Raw genomic sequence first — 21,414 nt, forward strand, 5'->3', positions numbered from 1 at the left:
ACATCGTCTGATTCTGCGTTACCATTAGGGTTATTAGCGCGTGGCAAAGTGTGCAGAGCCCTTGTCCTGTTTATTTATGTAAACCAAACCCGTCCTCAGCGCATAAAGCGTTGCAATGCTTACTGCTGCAATTAATCCACACAGCTCTCGATAACAATTAAATCAATTTATAAAGAGTTTTCAAATTTTGTTGTGTTCGTACTCGTCATTTTTAAATTATTTCTATAGAATACGCCCAATAATGACAATCATTCTTATTTCTAATTGTAAGTAAGCATAAAAAAAGCGTGGTAAACAGGCTTAGCCGAAGAGCACAACATAAAAAATACACACGAATACACATAAGAAAACTTGGAGAATTACATTGAAATTTAAACTGACGAGCATTGCTACTGCAATGTTACTTAGTCCAGCTGTGGCTGCTGATGCGATGGAAGATATCGAGCGACTTACTGTTGAAGGCAAGTATCTTTCTGTAAACCAAGCAAACTCTATCAAAAGCCCAACGCCAATTATCGATGTTCCTCAAAGCTTGTCTATTATGACAGCAGAAGATATCACTGCACGTGGCATTACCAGTATTGGTCAAATTATCGACTACACGCCGGGTGTTAACACTTCTCAGGGGGAAGGCCACCGTGATGCAGTGGTATTTCGCGGCGTACGTTCTACGGCAGACTTCTATTTAGACGGTAATCGTGATGACGTTCAATACTACCGTGCACTATATAATGTAGAACAAGTTGAAATTCTTCGTGGACCAAACGCGCTATTGTTTGGTCGCGGTGGTACAGGCGGTATCCTAAATCGTGTGTCTAAGAAAGCGAAAACTGGCGAGCAGTTTGTAAACTACAATGTATCTGCCAACACATTTGGTGCGTACAACCTGCAGTTAGATACAAACATTGAAACAACTGAAGATTCAGCCGTGCGCATTAACGCGATGTACGAGAGCTTAGATAATCACCGTGATTTCTTCTACGGTGACCGTTACGGTTTTAACCCAACGGCTCGCATCGTATTAAGCGAAGACACCATTGTTGATTTATCATACGAATATATCGATCACGAGCGCTTTATTGACCGTGGTGTACCAACAGGTGCCAACGGAGAGCCAGTAGAAGCGTTTGAAGATATTGTATTTGGCGACCCAGAAAATAACTATCAAACACTAGATGCGGACGTATTCCGCGCAAATCTTCAGCACACATTTTCAGATAACCTAAAAGGTAATTTTAATGCCTTCTACGGTGACTATGACAAAGTGTACGCCAACTTTTATGCTTCTGGTTTCGATCCTGAAACTAACATCGTTACGCTAGATGGCTACGTTGATAATACGCAGCGTGAAAATCTTATTCTTTCTGCAAACTTAGTTGGCGAGTTTACAACGGGTAGCATCGATCACACCGTTATTTTCGGTGGTGAGGTTATCAATACCAAGTCTAACCAAGACCGCTTTAACCCTGTTTTTGACTCTACAGGAAACGACAAAGAAAGTTTCTTAGTGTCTCGTCCACTTAGCTTTAGAGGCCTTAGCGGCACAAATGCAGAAGGCGTTGCAGTTACAACGGCATTTTCTGCACTGAATGACGATACGCACGTTGACCTTGACGTATACTCATTCTACGTACAAGACGAAATTGCGTTGACAGAAAACTTCGACTTAGTTATCGGTGCGCGCTTCGATAGCTTTGATATTGAAGTGTTTGATGCACGTCCAACCGTACTTGAAACACGTAACCGCAAAGATGAAGAAGTATCTCCACGTGCAGGTCTAGTCTATAAGCCACAAGAGAACATCTCTATCTACGCAAGCTATAGCGAATCATTCCTACCGCGTAGTGGCGAGCAATACGCTAATATCAATGGTGACGCAGATCGCCTAGACCCAGATACGTTTACAAACCAAGAAATTGGTATTAAATGGGATTTCGCTGACAGCATGAGCTTCACTGCAGCCATTTTTGAAAATGAGCAAGTGTCTCTTGATAATGATCCTAATGACCCAGAAGGCTTCGTAGAAGTTGATTCTGACGTGTCTGGTTTTGAGCTTCAGCTACAAGGCTACATCACAGACCAATGGCAGATTACTGCAAACTACAGCAACTTAGATGGTGAAAATGCTGACGGTGTTGAATTGCGTGAACTACCTGAAAATACCCTATCTGTGTGGACAACGTATCAAGTAAACGATGTATTTGGTTTCGGTGTAGGTGCAACATACCAGGATGAGAGTAATATTCTGACTGCAGCTAACTCTCCAGTTCTGCCAAGCTACACACGTGTTGATGCATCAGCCTATTACGATGTTAACGACAAAATGCGTCTTCAGCTTAACGTTGAAAACCTAACTGATGAATTATACTTCCCGAATGCGCACTCAACGCATCAGGCAACAGTAGGTGCGCCAATTAACGCAAGATTGTCATTAATTGGTTCTTTCTAAAACCTCAATTCGTTTTAGACAATAATAGAAAAGCCATTCGTTAACGCGAATGGCTTTTTTGTTTGAGTCGTGTTCAATAGGCCGCTGGTTTTAAATGGCTTTATTATGATTTTGCAAAGTCGATAAGTGTCTGTCCATCCATTCTATAGCCTAACCATTCACTTTTAGGTTTTGCTCCTAGCGACTCGTAAAAATCGATAGCAGGTGTATTCCAATCTAATACGCTCCATTCGAAGCGCCCGCATTGGTTATTGACAGCAATGTTGGCCAAGTGCTGTAGCAATGCCTTACCTGCGCCTAATCCTCTTGAAGCTGGCGAAACATACAAGTCTTCAAGGTATAGACCGTTCTTTCCTTGCCACGTTGAGTAGTTAAAGAAGTAAACTGCGAAACCTATCGCTGCACCGCTGTTTTCGCACATAATACAATGGGCCGTTGAGCCCTCAGCAAATAAAGTACGATGCAAATCCTCTTCGGTAGCCTCTACTTCGTGCTCTGCTTTTTCGTAAATCGCTAGCTCTAGAATAAACTGGCGTATCTGCGTTACATCGTTAGGCGTCGCGTTTCTTATCGTTATGCTGTCAGTCATAAAAGTTCCACAGTTGATTTTTCACAAAAGGGTAGGGCTTTTTACTAACGAAGTCTAATAAACTGAAGAAACACCAAAAAAAACGGCCTCATTAGAGGCCGTTAAGTCACTTTTAAAATATGGCGCGTTAATCTACAGCGTTATTGGTCTGAGGTTGACCTAATACATCGCCGTTGTTACCGCCTTTAGATGCCCTTTTACGCATGAAGACTTTTCGTTTAATAAACGAGAATGGACCGCGTAAGTCTAGCAATATAAGGTATAAGCAAGGCACTAGTATAAGCGTTACGAGCGTGGCATACAGTACTGCAAACCCAAGCGCTGCCGCCATAGGGATAACGAACGCCGCCTGTAGACTTGTTTCAAACATAATTGGCAGTACGCCAACAAATGTTGTGATAGATGTCAGAGTAATCGCTCTAAAGCGAGCCGTACCTACCTCGACGACTGCATCTTTAACGCTGTAGCCTTGTGCACGACGTTGGTTGACAAAATCTGTCATAACCAACGAGTCGTTAATAACAACATCGACAGCAGCGATAAGACCAAATGTAGACATCATTGAAAGGTCAAGACCTAAGAGGTAATGCCCCCAAATAGCACCAGTAAGGCTAAACGGTATGACTGACATAATGATAAGCGGCTGGCCGTAACTTTTAAGTGGTACAGCAAGCAGAATGTAAACCATTATCATAGCGGCAAGGAAAAACAAGATTTGCTCGTTTTGCTGTGCCTGCTGCTCTTCAATATCACCACCAAGCTCTGTCATTACCGATGGGAATGAGGTCTTCAGTTGAGGCAAGAGTTTTTCTCTTATTTCCTCTACAACTTCGTTAGGCTCTACTTTTTCTTCATCGATATTGCCCCAAACATAAACGCTGCGATAGCCGCCTTCGCGACGGATATAACTAATACCTGGTTTCTCTTCAAGGGCAACAACATCACCCAACATGACCTCTTCACCTTGTGGTGTTTTGATCAACGTATATTTAAGGTCTGCAAAGCGCTCACGGGTTAGCTCAGGATAGCGCACCATAACACGCACCTCTTCACCATTGCGGATAACGCGCTGTGCTTCACCACCATAGAATCCGGCACCTACTTGAGACGCAATACTCGACAATGTAAGCCCCAAATCGTAAGCAACCTAAGCAGCAGTGTCATTTGAACTTCTTTGCTGGGCGGATCTATCGTTGAACTTACGTCAAACAAACCGTCTTGTTGTTGAAGCATTTCGATAAATTTAAGACCCGCAGCATTGAGCGTGTCTATATCTGGCCCGAACAATAAATATCCAAACTCACCATCATCACCGTCGCCGTTTACATCATCGATAACAGTGAACGACTTCATGCCTGAAATTTCAGGAATAGCCTCTCGCCAGCGTCTGGCTAGCTCAAAGGTATCAATAGGTCTTTCTTCTTCATTTACGAGAGGCGCAAGTATTCGACCCTCAGTGCGGCCATCGTTAAACGCTAATCGGTCGCGGATCATACCCGTGCCAAATTCCTCAACAATCTCGTCTTCAACACGTAGAATGGTTTGTTCAACCACTTTTAGTGCATCAATGGTGGCTAGGTCTGACACGTTTTCGTTCATTTCAATGCGTACGCTTGGGAAATCATGCGGCACTTTTGGGTTTGGTACCATGCGCACATAATTAGCGTTGATAAGACCGAAGCTTAGCATCAGCATAGCGACAAACATCATTAACACTGCCCAGCGCCATTCAATAGCTCGCTCTACGGTGCGTTTGTATGGACCGTTAACAAACTTGAAGAAGTTCTTGTTAAAACGTGAGCGCCAGCTGGTCGATTTTACTGGCGAAAACTTTGTGTGCGCCAAGTGAGCAGGCAGAATAAGCTTTGATTCAACGAGGCTAAATGCCAAGCAAAGAATAACGACCACGGCAATGTTATAGAAGAACGCTCCTTCTGGGCCACTACTTAGCGTGAAGGGCGCAAATACAGCAATAGTGGTAAGTACACCAAAGGTTGCGGGGGTTGCTACACGCTTAGCACCGCGGATAACGTTATCGATGCCGCCGCCCTTACTTTCAATTTCGGTATAGGCACTTTCCCCTATGACAATGGCGTCATCAACGACAATCCCCAGTACCATGATAAAGGCGAATAACGACAATATGTTAATGCTGACACCAAATAACGGCATCATCATCATTGCTCCCAAGAAGCAGACAGGTAGACCAATCATTACCCACATGGCCAACCTAAAGCGCAAAAACAGCGTGAGCATGAACGCTACAAGCACAGAACCTTGCACTAGATTAGACAGCATCATATCGAGACGCGCATTTAGGTAGTAGGTCATATCTACAAGCACTTCTAGGCTGATACCTTGAGGAAGCGTCTCGTTCTTTTTCTCAATGTAAGCTTTTACTGTCTCTGCAACAGGAATGGTGTTTTGCGTTTTGGTGGCTTTAACTGCAATGTAAATGGCGTTCATGCCGTTGTATTTGAAATAACGCTCGCCTTGTTCGAAGCCATCGTTAATGTAAGCTACATCACCTAGGGTTACTTTAGCGCCCGCATTGCCAATTTTAATCGGTATTTGCCTAAACTCTTCACCGCTGTAGTACTGGTTTTCAACGCGTACTGAGATAATTCCCGAGTTAGTACGAAGTTGTCCAGCAGACATATTTGCAGAGTAGCTATTTATTGCCTGAGTGATATCAGAAATGTTAACCCCGTACATGCGTAGCGTGTCAGGCTTTACTTCTATGGCAATTTCGTCATTTGGCGCATTCACTTGAACCAGTGAAATCGAGCCTAATTGAAGTAGCTCATCTTCAACTTCTTTAGCAAGAATTTTCAGCTCAGACAGCGGCAAATCGCCAACTAAAGGCATTTCTATAACCTGTTGCTGAAACTCAACTTGAGAGACATTCACAGGCTCCATGCCTGCAGGGAAGGTTGCAATACTATCTACGCGCAACTTTACCTTGTCTAATACGTCAGTCAGCTCCGCTTTCGTATCAATCTCAAGCGTTACAGCGCCGCCTCCTCGTCTAGCACGCGACACGGTACGCTTAATCTCAGTGACGTCTTTAAGCGCTTCTTCAACTTTTACAAATATGCTTTCTTCAACTTCTTGAGGTGATGCACCAGGGTAATTCGCTTCAACGTTAATATAGTTAATTTCAATGTTTGGAAACATCTGGCGCTGAATGGTGAAAAAGCTGGCAATACCCATAATAATGATAAAAATCATTAACAGGTTGGCGGCGACAGAGTTGCGAGCAAACCAGGCGATAATGCCGTGTTGGGTGTCGTTGTGATTTTCCATGGCAGCTTCCTTAGTTTGTCTGCGCAGTCACAAGATCAGACGAATTCTCTATGACTTTAACTGCCATCCCGTTTTGAGGGTATTCGGGCAATGTCATAACTACTTTGTTTGCATTGAACGTACCCTGAATTAAAAAGTCGCCGTTTTCTTCACGCAAAACCCTAACCTTGTGTGAGGTCAATTTATTGTCTTCATCCAGAGTCCACAATAAGCGGTTTGTAACCAGTTCCTGTGGCACACGGTAAACTTCGCTCAGCGTTTTTCCTTCAAATGCAATCGTGCTGTACGAACCAAACTTTACAATGGGCTTGTTTGAGTTGATGGCATAGGGGTCTTCGATACGCGCAACAAAATAGCTCATGCGAGTATTGTTATCGATGACACCAGTATCGCGATGAATAGTGCCTTTTACAGTAGCGCCCTGTACATCGGCAATATCAATAGCTATTTCGCTGCCCACGGTATTATCTGCCAGAAACTGTCTGTCGAACCCTGCTACGGGAAACGTAATTTCGCCATACTCGATATTGTTAATGACGGCAACAGGACTGCCTTGGGTTACGTAGTCACCTGTGCTAATACTACGAGATACTACCAGCGCATCATAGGGAGACTTCACGTGACAGTTGTCGAGGTCGCGCTTGGCTATCTTAAGCTGTGCTTCTGCAGACTTAACACCTGCTTTCGCACTCATCACCTGTGGTTTGCGCAGGTAAAGGTCGGTAACCCGTGCGTCTGGCATTGTTTTGGCTTCTTTGGCCGCCACGTCCGCTTGCGCTTCTTCTTGAATAAGGGTGGCTCTGGCGCTAGCTAGATTAGCTTCAGCAAGTAAAAGCGCTGCCTCATACGCGTCTGGCTCAATGGTGAACAGGGTCTCACCGCGTCTAACAAGACCGCCAGAAACAAACTTCGGATTCCAGCTTTGAACTTCACCAGATACTTGTGCTGCCAAATTGGTCGTTTCAAGGGGAGTAATTTCACCATAGGACGTCAGTTGAACGCGAACGTCTTCAGGCGATATTGATTCAATGGTTACCGTAGGACGTGTGTCTACTTCTTCTTGTATTGCTGAGTCAGAGGCTGAGGCTTCTATACCTTTCATTCCCATATAACCAGCAACTAAAACTCCAACGGGTAACGCAAGTCTCATCCATTTCATAACCAATTCTACTTTAGTATCAAACACAGCCTATAGTGTAGCGCTAAAGTGTTTCAGTTATATAGTCCAAATGTAACGAAACATGAGTCAATTTTGTGTAAAGAGTGATATCGAGGACACGATGTGTTTACAGTTGGTCAAGTGATGACGCAGCAACTACATTGTTTCTACCTGTATCCTTGGCGTGATAAAGGGCTTTGTCAGCTTGCTTGATTGCAAATGAAACCGTGTTGTTTGTGTTTACTTCGCATACACCAAAGCTACTGCTGACGGGCAGTTTGAGGTTGTTGATATTTAACGGAGAGTCACTCAAGTTTTGTCTAATTTGTTCAAGTGCCTTAACGGCACTGGCTTCATCGGTTTCAGGGAAAATGAACATAAACTCTTCGCCACCCCAACGGGCCAGAATGTCTTGGCCTCTTAGTCGAGATGTAAAAATTTTCGAGATTTGTTTCAGCACTTCATCGCCTTTTTCGTGACCCAGCGTGTCGTTGATGGTTTTGAAGCGGTCAATGTCTGCAATGGCGACAGAGAAGGGACGTTCACTGCGCTGCAAGCGTGCGTATTCTCTTTCAAGGCACTGCTGTGCTCCGCGACGATTGAGCAGCTGTGTTAGATGGTCATGTTTGGCTTGACGCTCAAATTGATCGCTTAAATACAAAGCGGTTTCGTAACTCTTTTGGCGACTGTATTCGTAAAATGCTGAAAGGAAGGACACCGTTAAAAAGGAATAGAGTAGCCGAGATTTAAACGCATATGTATAGCTGGTAAGTAACAGTATGTCGTCCAGTGCAAACAACAAAACAGCGCTTACTATGGTATAGGCGAGTAGGGCGAGCATGCCCATAACGAAACCCGCGAAAAACATAGTGACAGGGGGCACTAAATAGATCCAGAGCGGCCCAGTGTTGTCTTTTCCACCTGTAACTAATAGCAAAAGAGTTAACACCATCAGACATGATATTAAAAGGCTAATCGACGCTGTTCGCGCCGCTGGCGACCTAAACCGAATTTGAAGCTGTTGGGAAACTGCAAACACCGTGCTGGCAATAAGAAGGATGATTGCCAGCGGTAATTCTTGGGCAAATAAGGCTCGCATACCCAGTAAAAAGGTAATCGACATACCTACCGCAGCGAATAGGTTAACCACCACTATTCTGCGATTGGTTTCATCTCTGTAGTGGTGACTTACACCACTGTAAACATAGAGCTTAATGCGACTTATCATTTATTCTTTTTATTGGTTCATATCTTTCGCAATCATTGCTGACAGTGTATCAACGGCTTCTCGCATCGCATTGATACTCGCTGAAAAGCCATCGTTTGATAGATTAGTTCGCAAATGAAAAGGCGTAATTGTGCTTTTATCGGCTATAGATGTTATCACATACTCACCACTAAAGATGACTTCTCCCGTATGACTACTTACAAGGTCATTGATATACAGTGAAATATTTGCAGACGTTGCCGCATTGTAATGGTCTTTTCGGACCAGTCTTACATTGTGACTGGCCAGTGAGTGACTCAGTGCTTTACTTAAACCGGCTTCAACAGGCTCAGCCCAAAGGTGTTTTGTTGATATGTGTAGGTTGGTATCGCTTATTTGATAGACCAATCCGCGTTGTTTTAAATACTCCGGTAAGCTTATGCCGTTAAGCACCAGTGTCGACGTAACCTCACTTGATGCTGACTTGGCAGGCGAATGCAATAAATAATAAGTGAGCGAACTGGGCGTACCGCTACACGCTGTCAACAAAAACGCTGCGCTAAGCCAAAATGTGGCAACCTTCAACGTCCTCATGACGAAATTCTTACGAATGTGTCCCAGGCGTCTCATCCTCTTGTTTCCTTTTTTGCAAACTGTACAAAAGTCATAGGGATACTCTTAATCTTCACGCTTTGCTTTAGGTTGAATATCTGCACCATCGTTACTCGAAAAAATCAGGCTATTAGGTGTTTGATTTAACTTAAGCAATAGGGGCTGGATATTGCGCATGGTCTCTTGCAGCGCATCAACTGTTTCTTTAACTTCAGATTGATTAAAGCCGCCTTCGCTGTAATTTTTTAGCAGGCCATCTAAGCTTAGTAATACTTGGTTCAAATTGTTATTGAGGGCTTTCGCGTCAATGTCTTCGATAAGTAAATCGAAGTCATTGCTGGCCGTCTCAACTGATTCGGCGGCCTGTTTCATATCTTCAACGGCAAGCTGAACATTTTCAACCATCTCTTTTAGGGGAAGCTGATTAATTTTATCCAAAATTGCATCGGCTTTTTGGGTGAGCTGCGTAAACTCATTACTGACGGTAGGTATAACTTCATAGCCATTGATTATCTCAATTTTGGCATCGCCTGCATGTTCTGGAAAGTGCTGTAAGTCAACATACAGGCCTCCGGTCAAGACGTTACCCATGCGAAGCGATGCGCGCAAATCGCTTTCGAGCCAATTTCGTATGGTTTGCTTAATGGCGTTAAGACCTTCTTCGGTATCAGGTTGCCTTGCTTTGCCAGGGTAAATACTGATAAGCACAGGAATAGGGTAGTCTTGCTGTAAAATATTGCCCTGAACCGCAGGCTGTGTATTAATGCCTGTTACGTTACCAATTTCAATGCCGCGATACTCTACAGGGGCGCCTACAGTGAGGCCTCGAACACTTTCATCTATAAGAAGAAGGTACTCCGCTGAAACTTTAAATCGAGCGTCTGATGCAGCCGTTTTGTCGCCATAGATAGTAAAAAAGGCGTTTTCTACAACCTGCTCGCCCGTAGCCACACCTTCAGGAATACCAAATGTTACCCCGTTGGCCAACAAAGTTTCTAAGCTACCGGTTTCAACACTTAAACCACTGGATTCTAGAAGCAGTTTTACACCGCTTACATCCCAAAAGCGCGTATTTTCGGTGATCAGCTTGTGATACGGGGCTTCAATAAAAGCATCGTAATAAACCACTCGCTCTTCAATGTTGAAGGTGGCATCTTCAAATTCACCCACCTGGAAGCCTTTGTAAATGATAGGGTCGCCAGGTTTGTAGGCAAACTCATCATCGCTTTTCAACATAACATGTAGCCCCGGTGTACCTGCAGGTGTAACTGGGGGTCTATCCAATGCAGTGAAATGCAGTTTTTCGTTGCCTTTATCATTGGCAGACATGGCAATGTAACTGCCTGAAAGTAAGGTGTTTAGGCCGGAAACTTCAGAAAAACTGATGCGCGGCGCCACGACCCAAAAATCGGCATTTTCATTGAGTAAGTGTGCCGCACTTGCATCTATTCTTGCGGTGACCAAAACGCCATTCAAATCCGGCTTGAGCGTTATTTTTTTGACTTGCCCGATGTCCAGATCACGCACTTTTATCGGTGTTTTATTTACTTCAATACCCGTTGCCGAGGGAAGCTCTATGGTAATAAGTGGGCCTTGGTTCTTCCACTGATAGTAAACCATCCAGCCGCCGATAATAATCACCAAAATAGGAATAATCCAAATGCGTGATATCGAGCTTGTTGGTTTCACTGTCGCTTCATCGACCTGCGAATGTTCGGTCATGGTAATTGCTTCCACGGCTGCCATATTAGCCGCGAGTCAAAGGTCATTGCGGCAATCATTGTTACAAAAACCACTGCACAAAAGGCTAACGCCGCTTGGCCTGGGTAAATAGAGAGAGTGCTGCCCATCTGAATAAGTGCAACGAGTACTGCAACCACAAATACATCAATCATTGACCAACGGCCAATAGCTTCGGTAATACGATAATAACGAATCCGTAGTTTCTGCGAACTTGTTTTTTCGCGCTGAACGGAAAAATTGAGCCATGCAAGTATGACTATTTTCGCAACAGGTACAACAACACTAGCAAATAAAATAACTAATGCTACAGGGTAAGAGCCTGACTCCCATAAGGAAATAACACCACCAATTATGGTGTTAGGCGTTTCTTGCCCGAAAAGTTCAGTATACATAATTGGCAGAACATTAGCAGGAATATACAACACACAGGCTGTCAAAAGCAGTGCCCATGTACGCTGAATACTTTCACTTGCTTGCGCTTCACTCAAGGGCTTGGGCGAGGGGGAATGCCCCTAGCCAGCCACATTTCAGTTCGCGTCGTGTCGAACTGACTTATACATAGGGCAGTAAACGCCGAAAAACCAATGAATGCGTAAAACGACATGCCTATAGCCACATCGGCAAGCTCGGTGATTTTTATCAGGCTTACCAGTGCTCCAACCAAAAAGATCTCGGCCATACTCCAAGGCAGCAAGGTTTTAACAACACGAAATAACCTGTATAGATAAAAAGGGCGACGCTGCCTCATTTGAGCAAAAGAAAGTAAAAACATGCCGGATAACACAATGCCGGGTAGTAAAACGGTGGCAAGACTGGTGATAATAGCCAGCGATAAGTAGTCTTGCTCAATAAGAACCGTAATTCCACTGGGTAAATCGATACTGTGTTTTTGACCGCTTGCTTTAAACGTTAGAAAGTTAAACTGCAGGGAGAGCAGTAAAAGCACTAGAGCACTAAAAGAATACGCCATTAGTCTTTCATTAGCATAATTGCGAAACGACACTAGGGTGTGATTACAAACAGGGCACACCGCGCGTTGTCTGTGGGCAAGATGAGGAATTTTAACGGGTGTATGGCATTGTTCACATACAAACGTTAGGTTTTCTGTTTGTGCCATAAAAATTAGTGTGTCGCACCGCCAATGTGTATTATCAAAACTATTATAACTTGTTGATTTTCAGAATTTACAGCATAGCGCATTGCGAGGGTATCGGGAAGTGATGCAATTTTTAAACAGCGAAAAACAAGCACACCTCAAAAGTAAACTCACTGAAACGTCTGATGGGGTGCAGCGCCTTTATCACACTGGGAGAAGGCGAGGACGGCACTTTGTGTCAAAGCGTAGCATCGGCATTGTACGTTTTTGGCGCAGCCTGACGTTTGCTCAACGGTGCTACCTTGTTGCAACGGGTATGGGGGTGCTGGGGATGTATTTTAACGTCCAAAGTGCCGCTTTTGATGTTGTAATGTATGCCTTTGCGTTAGCAGGGATTGTTAATGAAATATGGCCCCGTTTTATGATTGTGTGGCACAGTCTGCCAGGCAAGGCGGTCATATTATTTGTGTACGCCATTATTGCTAATTTTGCATTAGCGTCGGCAAGTGGCATGGTTAACGATATCGCGGGGGTATCGGCCAGCGCATTACCATATAGTCACAACTTCGCGCTTATCCTTACTATGCCAACGTGGTTCTTCATTACGTCAATCATGGCGCTGCTCCTTTTAATACTGTTAACGCCACTGTATATGATGGTACTTCTGGTGCTTAAGCCCTTTGGTGTTAAGCGTATTTGGCATCCGCCTGAGTACCGATTTGTGCTAACCACCACATTCATTCGCTTCATTTGGACTATTTTGTTACTGGTTGAGTTTTCATTGCTTTCGGCGCAAGCGGGATTGATGTGGGAGGATGAAGAGCAAGTAGCAAGCGATATGGTTTCGGTTCAATTTGCTTATGATTCCTTTGTTCAGAAAATTGCCGAACAACAAAAAGCGCAAAAAAACGAAGGCGATTTGTTGTCTGATGAGGGGGCTGAATCGCCCGGCTCAACAGTTAAATTAGGGGATGAGACAGGTGATGAAGCGAGCAATTCGGAAAATGACGTGGCACTTAATGACGCAACCAAAGCGACTAATGACATCAACAATGCAAACGCAGACATTGAGGAAGAATTTGAACAGGCATGGAAAGATGCAAAAGTGAGAAGTAAAGAATTCAAAAAGATGCAGCAACGCGCTCTAGCTGACTTCATTTATGTATTTGAAGCTGATTCACGCTCTCGATGTGCACACGCCGAAAATACTAGAGTAATAGAGCTAAACGACTATGAAATTTTAGAAATAACAAGAGATAAAGACGAAAGTAACGAAATTGGATATCAGTTTGAAGTTATCCCTTGTAAGTCTGCTGCTATAGGGCTTTAGGGCAAGGAAGTGTCGGATAAATTTACATGTGAAATTTTTAATGTCTTTATCTGGTTGATAGTAAAGAGTTTTGTTGTTTGGCTTGTTTCTTGCCTTGCCAAAGACTCATTACAAAAGAAAACGGAGTTTCGATACACATGACTAGCGATAGATCTACTTTTTTCTCAAAAAGCCTTTTGGTTGGTACGCTTGCACTTTGTGCCTCTAGTGCCATCAGTGCACCAATCATTCTTAACAATCACGGTTTTGAAACTGGCGATTTGACAGGTTGGGACTACATTGGCGAAGTATTGGCCGCGGGTGTTACTGACGTCACTACCAACAACGACACAATCTATACACTTAGCCCTTTCCAATCACGTATGGCATACCTTAATGGCCAAGGTGCTTCAGTTACTGAAATTGAAGAGTTCTTAGGTATAGAGGTTGGAAGCCTATACCAGGCGCAAATTGTGGGTGATTCAACTAACCAAAACGGTGGTGGTGAAGGCCCTGAAATCCCTGAGGGTCCGGGAGACGGTGAACAGCCTGGCGTCTTTAATACGGCCAGTCAGTCTGAGCTAGAAGACAGCCCAACTAATGGTAATTACGAACTCACAAATGGTTCTGCCATTGCGCAGACGTTTACTGCTCAGGCTGGTGACACCATTTCTATGTCATGGAACTATGTTGCGCGTGATTATATCCCGTATACAGACCCATCGTTCGCTATACTGATTGGTCCTGACGGCGAGGCCATTATCGACGTGCTGGCAAGCACTACTGGCCCTGGTTTTACTACAGGCTCTGATGGCATATCGGGTGTATTTAATTTTACCGAAGAGCTCACTCAAGACGGCGAGTATACCTTAGCCTTCGCTGTGACCAACTCTGGCGATGAGGTCTTAAATCCTGCTCTGTTCTTGGATAACGGTGTTAGCGAATGTGTGCCGAACTGTAATGACATTGGTTCTCCCGAGAATCCATTATTGCCGGAAGAAGATGACACGCCAGAAGTATTTGATTTCACCTTTGAGGTAACCGAGCCAAGCACGCCAATATTTATCGACCCTATTGTCGCGGTAGGGTACGACTACGTAGTTCACAGTGGTCCTAATGTGGCAAGCGTAATTTTGCCAAATATCGGTGATGGAGAGTTTGACCTATATGGTTGGGATGGCAGTGATTATTCTATCTTCTTAGGGTCTGTATTGGCTGGCGTGGAATTTAATTTCGCACCTGGTGGCGTGGACAGATTCCGCGTGTTAGGTATTGAGACTGAAGCTGGGCTTGACCCCACTGACGCAAATGCATTTATTACTGGACTGACGTTTGTAGACACAGGTACGGTAGATATTAGCCAGACGCCTTTAACGGTTGAAGTTGATGAAGTGCCTGCACTTAGGTCACATTGCCGCTATTGGCGATTGGCTTGTTTGCAAGCTTCCTTATGCGAAGAAAAAGCAAGCGATAGAGCTTAAATAACATGATAGTGAATAAAAAATTGAAGCAAGCATTTGTGCTTGCTTCTTGTTTGTCCCTATTAGGTGTATGCGGTTCAACAATGGCTGCAGACACTCAGTCGACGTCATCAAAAGAGCCATCCTCAGCACTTGATGAAGTACTTACTTCTCAAAAATGGCAAGTGGATTGCGACCCTGCTAAAAAGTCAGATAGTGTAAGTTGTGTGGCGTTTCAACAGGTAAAAGCAACGCCCAGTGAGCGCACGGTGTTAGGGGTAATGTTCGCAAAAAATAAGCAGGACACGAGACCCCATCTTGTGCTGCGCTTTAGTGGTAAAGCTGATATGTCAAAAGGGGTAGCGATAAAAGTCGATAAACATGATTTTTATCGTGCGCCCATCAACGGTTGTGGTGAAGCTGCGTGTGAAGTTAAGACGTTGATTGACGACACTCTATTGCTGCAAATGTTAAAGGGCGAGAATATGTACGTTGCGTTCTTTATTGATGGTGTGCAAGTGACATATCCCGCCTCTCTTGATGACTTTGACGCTGCGGTTAAAGAGGTCGTGACCTCTATTTAGTTTTCTTCATCCGCATGCATACTGAGTGAACCAAACTCGCGAGCATGTGCTTCTTTGTAAGCACGGTTCGCTTGGTTGAACTCAGTGAATGTTTCCGAGAATTCCGGGTGTGTCTCCAGCAGCGTGTTAATGGTTATAAGAAGTTCTTCTTGTTTCTCTCGCTGTTCAATATTTCCTAAGGCCGCCGCACTCTGCGCTGTTGACATGTTGCCGCTAATAATTTCATTAGAGACTGCCTCTTGCCTTATGCGCCAATCAAATGCGTTACGGCAGACTTCTTTTTTCATGTGTGAGCGGTTTCTCTCACTCGTCTGCATTCAAAATGCAGATCTTTGTCATCGACAAGCGCATTAAAGGATTCCATAAACTCGAAGCGCTTTTCCTCTTTCATTTTAAAAAAATATTGAAGCGGCTTCTTACCTACCACTTCAATGGTTTCGACGTCGCCTTTTTCCTGTGCTGCGAAAGCTGTCGATGAGATGAGAAGTGAGCACAGTATTCCTTTTGCTATTAATTTTGAAAACATAATCTAGTCCTTTTTATGTTAAAGCACTTTTATAGTAGCACTCTAACCAAGGCCCAAACATACGACTTAGCTAGATTTTATGTAAAGATGTGTGTCTTTACACCAATCGAATTTTGTACTGACTTCAGACAACGCCCACAGTTTTTGCATCACCTCTCCATCAAGCACAAAAGGCTGAAGCGCGCATTGACCGACAGGACCGCCAAAGTTCATAAGACCTGTAGGGCCGTAATAAGCACGTTGCTCGAGATCTTCTTCAATTGCGCACATAACACTAGGATAGGCGCCTTTTTCTGCAGATTGCGCTAGACCAAGTTTGACCATGATAGACCACGTCAAACGTGTTGTTATACTGGCACTGTCTCTTATCAGGGATGTATTTGAAGCACCCGGATGGCACACGTATACCTTAACCTGCTTTTTATTGGCGGCTATTTTGTTTTGAAGTTCATAGGCAAACATCATCTGAGCCAGCTTACTTTGACTGTATACCTTGTTAGGGTGATAGTTGTTATCCCAATTTATATCGTTAAATTGAATGCTTCTTAAGCCCATTTTGTGGCCTTCACTCGAGACCACGACTATCCTGCCTTGCGACGCCTCCAATCTGTCAAATAGCAACCCACAAAGTAAAAAGTGCCCGTAATGGTTTACGCCCAACTGACTTTCAAAGCCATCCTCGGTAAATTGTTGAGTTGCTATTTGCGCAATAGCACCATTACATATAAGCGCATGTACTATTGGAACCTGTTCTAACACCGTATGTGCACATTGCTTTACTGATTCTAAACTTGCTAAATTTAAGTGAATAAATCGCACTTGCGCACTATTCCCAAACTCTTGTCTTAAATCAGATATCGCCAATTTGGATTTACTCTCGCTGCGGTTGAGCATAACGATGCTTGCGCCTTTCGATAGAAGTAAACGACAGGTCTGGAATCCCACACCGGAATTGGCACCTGTGACAAGGTAAGTCTTGTCTTTCAAATTGTTCATACGAGTTGGCGTCCAACCTGCTCTCTCGTGTAAAGATGATTTAGTCATAGCTTTTGTCTCAAAATTTAAGTTGTTTTGTATTTGCAATATAGTGATTTTGATGGTGATTAAGTAGGCGGATTTGGCGCTAAAATTTGCCAATTTGTATCATTGCGTTGTAGTGTGAGCAGGTGGTTGATAGTGTTTGTTTCGAGTTTGATAGCCTAGTTTAAATGCGAAGGGGGCCTTGGTGAGTAGAACATTGCTAAGAGAGCTTATCGAGAAAAAGGTTAGCCAAAACGGCCTGGTTGACACTGGAATTGAGGGAGTGCAGCTTTTTAAAATTACCGCACCGATTGACTGTGCTCCCGTAGTATACGAGCCGTCATTAACCGCAATTGTAAGTGGCGCTAAAGAAGCCATACTTGATGGTGATAAGCATATTTTCGACACAAGTAAATACACATTGTGCACCATGCCTATACCAGTCGAAGCGGGTATCCCAGAGGCTTCTGAATCGGCGCCATTAATTGGGGTCTATGTTTCTCTTGATAGCAGTATCATGAGAAAATTAGCCATAGAGTTAGAAAGCTTGAGCTTGGATGAAGAGAGTAATTTAGCAGTACATTCGATTGCGGGTATGGCCTCAGCGAAGTGGGATGATGACTTTGCCGACGCCCTTTATCGCCTTCTATTACTTACCGACAGCGAAGCTGATATGGCAGTGCTAGGAAAAAGTCGACTGCGGGAACTCTACTACACTTTATTAAAAGGTGAAGCTGGTAGTACAGTGCGTCAGAGTTATAACGCCGGAAATGCCATATTGCGCGCAATTGAATTCTTAACTGCCAATGCCCATAAAAATATAACTATTGATGAAATTGCTTAGTAAGGTTGCCATGAGTCGAGCGGTCTTTCATCGAAAATTTAAACAAGCAACAGCTATGTCTCCAATCCAATTTGTCAAATCTATGCGGCTAAATAATGCTGCCAAGCGGATAGCACAGGGCGTTAATGTAAGCGTTGCAGCCATGGATGTCGGGTATGTAAGTTCTTCTCAATTTAGTCGCGACTTTAAACGTGCGTATGGGCAGTCTCCAAAGCAATGGGAAAAGGCGCACAAAAGTAAGTCAAACTTGCAGTAATACTTGAAGATCTTGGATGAAAATGCTTTCTCGCGTTGTCGAAATTACTCAGACACAAAAAAGCCCGCTTGAGTAAAGCGGGCTTTAGACATTTATGAGTCTCGCTTAGAAGCTAGCGTTGCCAGGTGTACGTGGGAATGGAATAACGTCACGTACGTTTTGCATACCTGTCACATAGGCAACCAGTCGCTCGAAACCAAGACCGAAACCTGAGTGAGGCACAGTGCCGTAACGGCGAAGGTCGCGATACCATGCATAGTCTTCTTTTGAAAGGCCCATTTCATCTAGGCGTGCATCGAATACATCTAGGCGCTCTTCACGTTGTGAACCACCAATGATTTCACCAATGCCTGGCGCAAGCACGTCCATGGCGGCAACCGTCTTACCGTCATCGTTAATGCGCATATAGAACGCTTTAATATCTTTCGGATAGTTCTGCATGATAATTGGCGCGCCAACGTGCTCTTCAGCTAGGTAGCGCTCGTGCTCAGAAGAAAGATCGATACCCCATTCAACAGGGAACTCGAAGTCTTTGCCGCAGTTTTGCAATATCTCGATGGCGTCCGTGTAATCCATGCGTACGAAATCTGAGTTAACTAGCTTTTCTAGGCGCTCAATCGCATCCTTTTTGATGCGCTGCGCGAAGAAGGCCATGTCATCTGGCAGCTCTTCTAGTACCGCTTTGCAAACGTATTTCAGCATGTCTTCAGCAAGTTGTGCCACATCTTTAAGTTCAGCAAACGCCACTTCTGGTTCAATCATCCAGAATTCTGCTAAGTGGCGAGAAGTATTTGAGTTTTCTGCACGGAACGTAGGTCCGAAGGTATACACCTTAGACATTGCTGTACAGTAGGTCTCAACGTTTAACTGACCTGATACCGTTAAGTAGGTTTCTTTTCCGAAAAAGTCTTCTGAGTAATCAACGTTACCTTTGTCGTCACGAGGAATGTTCATCATATCAAGTGTTGATACGCGGAACATTTCACCTGCGCCTTCAGTGTCACTTGCAGTAAGGATTGGCGTAGAGATCCAAAAGTAACCTTTTTCGTGGAAAAAGCGGTGAATTGCTTGCGATAAGCAGTTGCGCACACGCGTTACCGCGCCAATTACGTTGGTGCGCGGGCGAAGGTGAGCATATTCACGCAAGTATTCAATGCTGTGACGTTTTGCGGCCATTGGATATGTGTCTGGGTTTTCCACCCAACCCAAAATTTCTACGTCTGTTGCATCAATTTCAACTGACTGACCTTGGCCTTGAGATTCTTTTACCGTACCAGTAACAGACAACGAGCAGCCCGCTGTTAAGCGCTGCACGTCGGCGTAATTAGACAGAGAATTTAGCGCAATAACCTGTACAGGATCGAAGCAGCTACCGTCGTGTAGTGCAATAAATGATAAACCTGCTTTAGAGTCTCGGCGTGTTCTTACCCAACCTTTTACGGTCACCGATTCGCCAACGGCGTACTTACCTTTAAGTACGTCAACTACGGGCGCATGCGTCATGTTAATATCTCCGTCTTACTAATTTTATGCTGTTGCTCACTATTGAGTCATATTCAACAGCAAAGTGCAAAATGCACGAAAACTTGTTTTATGGTCAATGTTCTGGATTGCTGTGCCGATAAAAAACACAAACCTAGCTAGGCATTTTTACGCATTCATACCTAGAAGCATGCTATGGTGGTGTAAAAATAGACAAAAAGGCACAATCCACTAGCACGCTAGTATACTCAACCTAAAGCGGGATGCCAGAGAACAGAGTGACAAATGGGAAATAAAAACAGTTCATCATCATCAAATTCACCGTTGACCTCGTCATCAGGCGAAAACATCAAGCCTCAGCGTGAAGAAAAGCCCGATATCGTCACTTATGAAATGCTGGCAGAAAGGCGTTCAACACCGCGTTCACAAACCACGTTTTACAAAGTCATGTTAGGTTTAAATATATTGGGGTGGGTTGGACTTGTTGTTGTTCTTATTTTATTTCACTACGCAAGGCCAGACTTTATAAGCGGTGTTCAAGAATATTGGGGCATTAAAGGTGACACATCATGGTCACAGACCCACGTAAATGCAATGACAATCATGTTGCTCGTATGCTTAGCGCTCAGTGTGGTTAGTTTTGTTATGCGAGCAAAACGTACTCGACGACAAAGCGATAACTTTGGCGTAAATTTGATTGTGCTTATTGCGATAGTAGCTATCAGCTTAATTACTGTAGCTACTACGCTAGGTTTTTAGACGATTTTTGCGGTATTTAAATAAACGCGGCTTGAATCAAATAATAGGTATAAGCAGCGTAGGCGAGTACAAAGGCGCCACCCTCTAACCTGTTTAAACGACCTTGGCGTTTAAAGCCGATGCAGAATATAAATAGTGCAACGGTAGAGGCAAGCATAACTACAACGTCTCGATATAGGAAATCTGCGCTGACTGCCATAGGCTGAATAGTACCTAAGCAATACCCACAACGGCAAGCGTGTTAAACATATTCGAACCAATCACGTTACCAATCGCAAGGTCGTGTTCACCTTTACGCACAGCCATAAGAGAAGATGCAAGCTCTGGAAGTGACGTGCCGATAGCGATTACTGTAAGCCCGATAATAGTATCGCTAACACCGAAGAAGGTGGCGACCTCAACGGCGCCCCACACCAACATGCGAGAACTGGCTACCAATAACAACAAGCCAGCAATAAGCCACATAACATGAGTTTTCACTGTCCCTTCGCTGGCATTTATCTCGTCGCTGTATTCAGAAGCCAGTGCATCATTATCACTTTTCATTCCATGATAAATACTCCATGAAATAAGCAATACAAATAAACCGAGTAACGAGAAAGCATCATCTTTTGAAACGTGTTGGTCGAGTACCTGCCACGCAGCGAAGAAGGTAATGCCCAGCAGAACTGGTAGCTCTTTTTTTATAATTTCAGATTTGACCGCAATAGGGCTGATTAATGCAGTCAAACCAAGAATAAGCATGACATTAGCAATGTTAGAACCGTATGCGTTACCTAGAGCAATGCCAGAATTGCCTTGAATGGCGGCAAAAATAGATACGATAATCTCGGGGGCGGAGGTGCCAAAACCAATGATAAGCATACCGATTAGAAGAGGGGATACACCGAAGTGATTGGCTACCGAAGCAGCGCCACCAACAAACTTTCCTGCACTCCAAAGCAAAACGGGTAACCCGATTGCGATAGCCAAACTGGCTAATAACATACCTACTCCTTAAATTTTTGTATTTC

General features: G+C 44.1%; 18 protein-coding genes and 2 pseudogenes. 7 read left to right on the forward strand and 13 right to left on the reverse strand.

What is annotated here, in order from left to right; all coding sequences use genetic code 11:
- The first annotated feature begins 364 nt into the window (after positions 1–364).
- Entirely contained in the window at positions 365–2,449 is a 2,085-nt protein-coding gene (locus tag V6N89_RS06880; protein ID WP_338516931.1) for a TonB-dependent receptor, read from the forward strand.
- 103 nt (positions 2,450–2,552) lie between these two features.
- Here V6N89_RS06880 and V6N89_RS06885 read toward each other — a convergent pair whose 3' ends face one another.
- The 8 genes and pseudogenes from V6N89_RS06885 to V6N89_RS06920 all read right to left on the reverse strand — a co-directional run bounded on the left by V6N89_RS06885 (position 2,553) and on the right by V6N89_RS06920 (position 12,035).
- Positions 2,553–3,038 carry a GNAT family N-acetyltransferase gene (locus tag V6N89_RS06885; RefSeq protein WP_338516932.1) on the reverse strand — a complete coding sequence of 162 codons (486 nt, stop codon included), beginning with the start codon at positions 3,036–3,038 and terminating at the stop codon, positions 2,553–2,555.
- A gap of 127 nt (positions 3,039–3,165) precedes the next feature.
- A pseudogene (locus V6N89_RS06890) lies at positions 3,166–6,344 on the reverse strand (efflux RND transporter permease subunit).
- Between the two features lie 10 nt (positions 6,345–6,354).
- Positions 6,355–7,503, reverse strand: a complete 1,149-nt coding sequence (locus tag V6N89_RS06895; RefSeq protein ID WP_338516933.1) for an efflux RND transporter periplasmic adaptor subunit — start codon at positions 7,501–7,503, stop codon at positions 6,355–6,357.
- A 127-nt stretch (positions 7,504–7,630) separates the two neighbouring features.
- Positions 7,631–8,731: a GGDEF domain-containing protein gene (locus V6N89_RS06900; protein ID WP_338516934.1), complete on the reverse strand. Its 1,101-nt coding sequence runs from the start codon at positions 8,729–8,731 to the stop codon at positions 7,631–7,633.
- Between the two features lie 9 nt (positions 8,732–8,740).
- On the reverse strand, positions 8,741–9,304 hold the full coding sequence (locus V6N89_RS06905) for a PqiC family protein (RefSeq protein ID WP_338516935.1): 564 nt from the start codon (positions 9,302–9,304) through the stop codon (positions 8,741–8,743).
- An 84-nt stretch (positions 9,305–9,388) separates the two neighbouring features.
- Positions 9,389–11,044, reverse strand: coding sequence for an intermembrane transport protein PqiB (gene pqiB, locus V6N89_RS06910; RefSeq protein WP_338516936.1), 1,656 nt, complete (start codon positions 11,042–11,044; stop codon positions 9,389–9,391).
- A complete protein-coding gene (locus tag V6N89_RS06915) occupies positions 11,041–11,553 on the reverse strand; it encodes a paraquat-inducible protein A (RefSeq protein ID WP_338516937.1) in 513 nt (170 codons plus the stop codon). The genes pqiB and V6N89_RS06915 overlap by 4 nt, the downstream gene beginning before the upstream one ends.
- Positions 11,550–12,035: a paraquat-inducible protein A gene (locus V6N89_RS06920; RefSeq protein WP_338516938.1), complete on the reverse strand. Its 486-nt coding sequence runs from the start codon at positions 12,033–12,035 to the stop codon at positions 11,550–11,552. The genes V6N89_RS06915 and V6N89_RS06920 overlap by 4 nt, the downstream gene beginning before the upstream one ends.
- 250 nt (positions 12,036–12,285) lie before the next feature.
- Here V6N89_RS06920 and V6N89_RS06925 point away from each other — a divergent pair, with 250 nt between their 5' ends.
- The 3 genes from V6N89_RS06925 (at position 12,286) to V6N89_RS06935 (ending at position 15,514) form a co-directional block, all read left to right on the forward strand.
- Positions 12,286–13,491 (forward strand): hypothetical protein, encoded by a 1,206-nt coding sequence (locus V6N89_RS06925; RefSeq protein ID WP_346993790.1) that lies wholly within the window; start codon positions 12,286–12,288, stop codon positions 13,489–13,491.
- 137 nt (positions 13,492–13,628) lie between these two features.
- Positions 13,629–14,951 carry a hypothetical protein gene (locus tag V6N89_RS06930; RefSeq protein WP_346993579.1) on the forward strand — a complete coding sequence of 441 codons (1,323 nt, stop codon included), beginning with the start codon at positions 13,629–13,631 and terminating at the stop codon, positions 14,949–14,951.
- 5 nt (positions 14,952–14,956) lie between these two features.
- Positions 14,957–15,514, forward strand: coding sequence for an invasion associated locus B family protein (locus tag V6N89_RS06935; RefSeq protein WP_338516942.1), 558 nt, complete (start codon positions 14,957–14,959; stop codon positions 15,512–15,514).
- Here the strand turns inward: V6N89_RS06935 and V6N89_RS06940 are convergent.
- From V6N89_RS06940 to V6N89_RS06950, 3 genes are all read right to left on the reverse strand, one after another.
- Positions 15,511–15,801 carry a hypothetical protein gene (locus V6N89_RS06940; RefSeq protein ID WP_338516943.1) on the reverse strand — a complete coding sequence of 97 codons (291 nt, stop codon included), beginning with the start codon at positions 15,799–15,801 and terminating at the stop codon, positions 15,511–15,513. The two genes, V6N89_RS06935 and V6N89_RS06940, sit on opposite strands and share 4 nt — an antisense overlap.
- Entirely contained in the window at positions 15,798–16,040 is a 243-nt protein-coding gene (locus V6N89_RS06945) for a hypothetical protein (RefSeq protein WP_346993580.1), read from the reverse strand. Before V6N89_RS06945 ends, V6N89_RS06940 begins: the two co-directional genes overlap by 4 nt.
- Positions 16,041–16,106: 66 nt before the next feature.
- Positions 16,107–17,084 (reverse strand): SDR family oxidoreductase, encoded by a 978-nt coding sequence (locus V6N89_RS06950; RefSeq protein WP_338516945.1) that lies wholly within the window; start codon positions 17,082–17,084, stop codon positions 16,107–16,109.
- Between the two features lie 181 nt (positions 17,085–17,265).
- On the opposite strand from V6N89_RS06950, the gene V6N89_RS06955 reads away from it, so the two are divergent.
- Both V6N89_RS06955 and V6N89_RS06960 read left to right on the forward strand, forming a co-directional pair.
- A complete protein-coding gene (locus V6N89_RS06955; RefSeq protein ID WP_338516946.1) occupies positions 17,266–17,904 on the forward strand; it encodes an AraC family transcriptional regulator in 639 nt (212 codons plus the stop codon).
- A gap of 55 nt (positions 17,905–17,959) precedes the next feature.
- Positions 17,960–18,160 (forward strand): helix-turn-helix domain-containing protein, encoded by a 201-nt coding sequence (locus V6N89_RS06960; RefSeq protein WP_338516947.1) that lies wholly within the window; start codon positions 17,960–17,962, stop codon positions 18,158–18,160.
- Positions 18,161–18,265: 105 nt separating this feature from the next.
- Here the strand turns inward: V6N89_RS06960 and asnS are convergent, their stop codons facing one another.
- A complete protein-coding gene (gene asnS / locus V6N89_RS06965) occupies positions 18,266–19,663 on the reverse strand; it encodes an asparagine--tRNA ligase (RefSeq protein ID WP_338516948.1) in 1,398 nt (465 codons plus the stop codon).
- A 264-nt stretch (positions 19,664–19,927) separates the two neighbouring features.
- Here asnS and V6N89_RS06970 point away from each other — a divergent pair, with 264 nt between their 5' ends.
- Positions 19,928–20,401, forward strand: a complete 474-nt coding sequence (locus tag V6N89_RS06970; protein ID WP_338516949.1) for a hypothetical protein — start codon at positions 19,928–19,930, stop codon at positions 20,399–20,401.
- A gap of 16 nt (positions 20,402–20,417) precedes the next feature.
- Here V6N89_RS06970 and V6N89_RS06975 read toward each other — a convergent pair.
- Positions 20,418–21,388 (reverse strand): annotated as a pseudogene (locus V6N89_RS06975) (calcium/sodium antiporter).
- Positions 21,389–21,414 lie beyond the last annotated feature (26 nt).

This window comes from Alteromonas gracilis, assembly GCF_036870955.2.
Lineage (GTDB): Bacteria > Pseudomonadota > Gammaproteobacteria > Enterobacterales > Alteromonadaceae > Alteromonas > Alteromonas gracilis_A.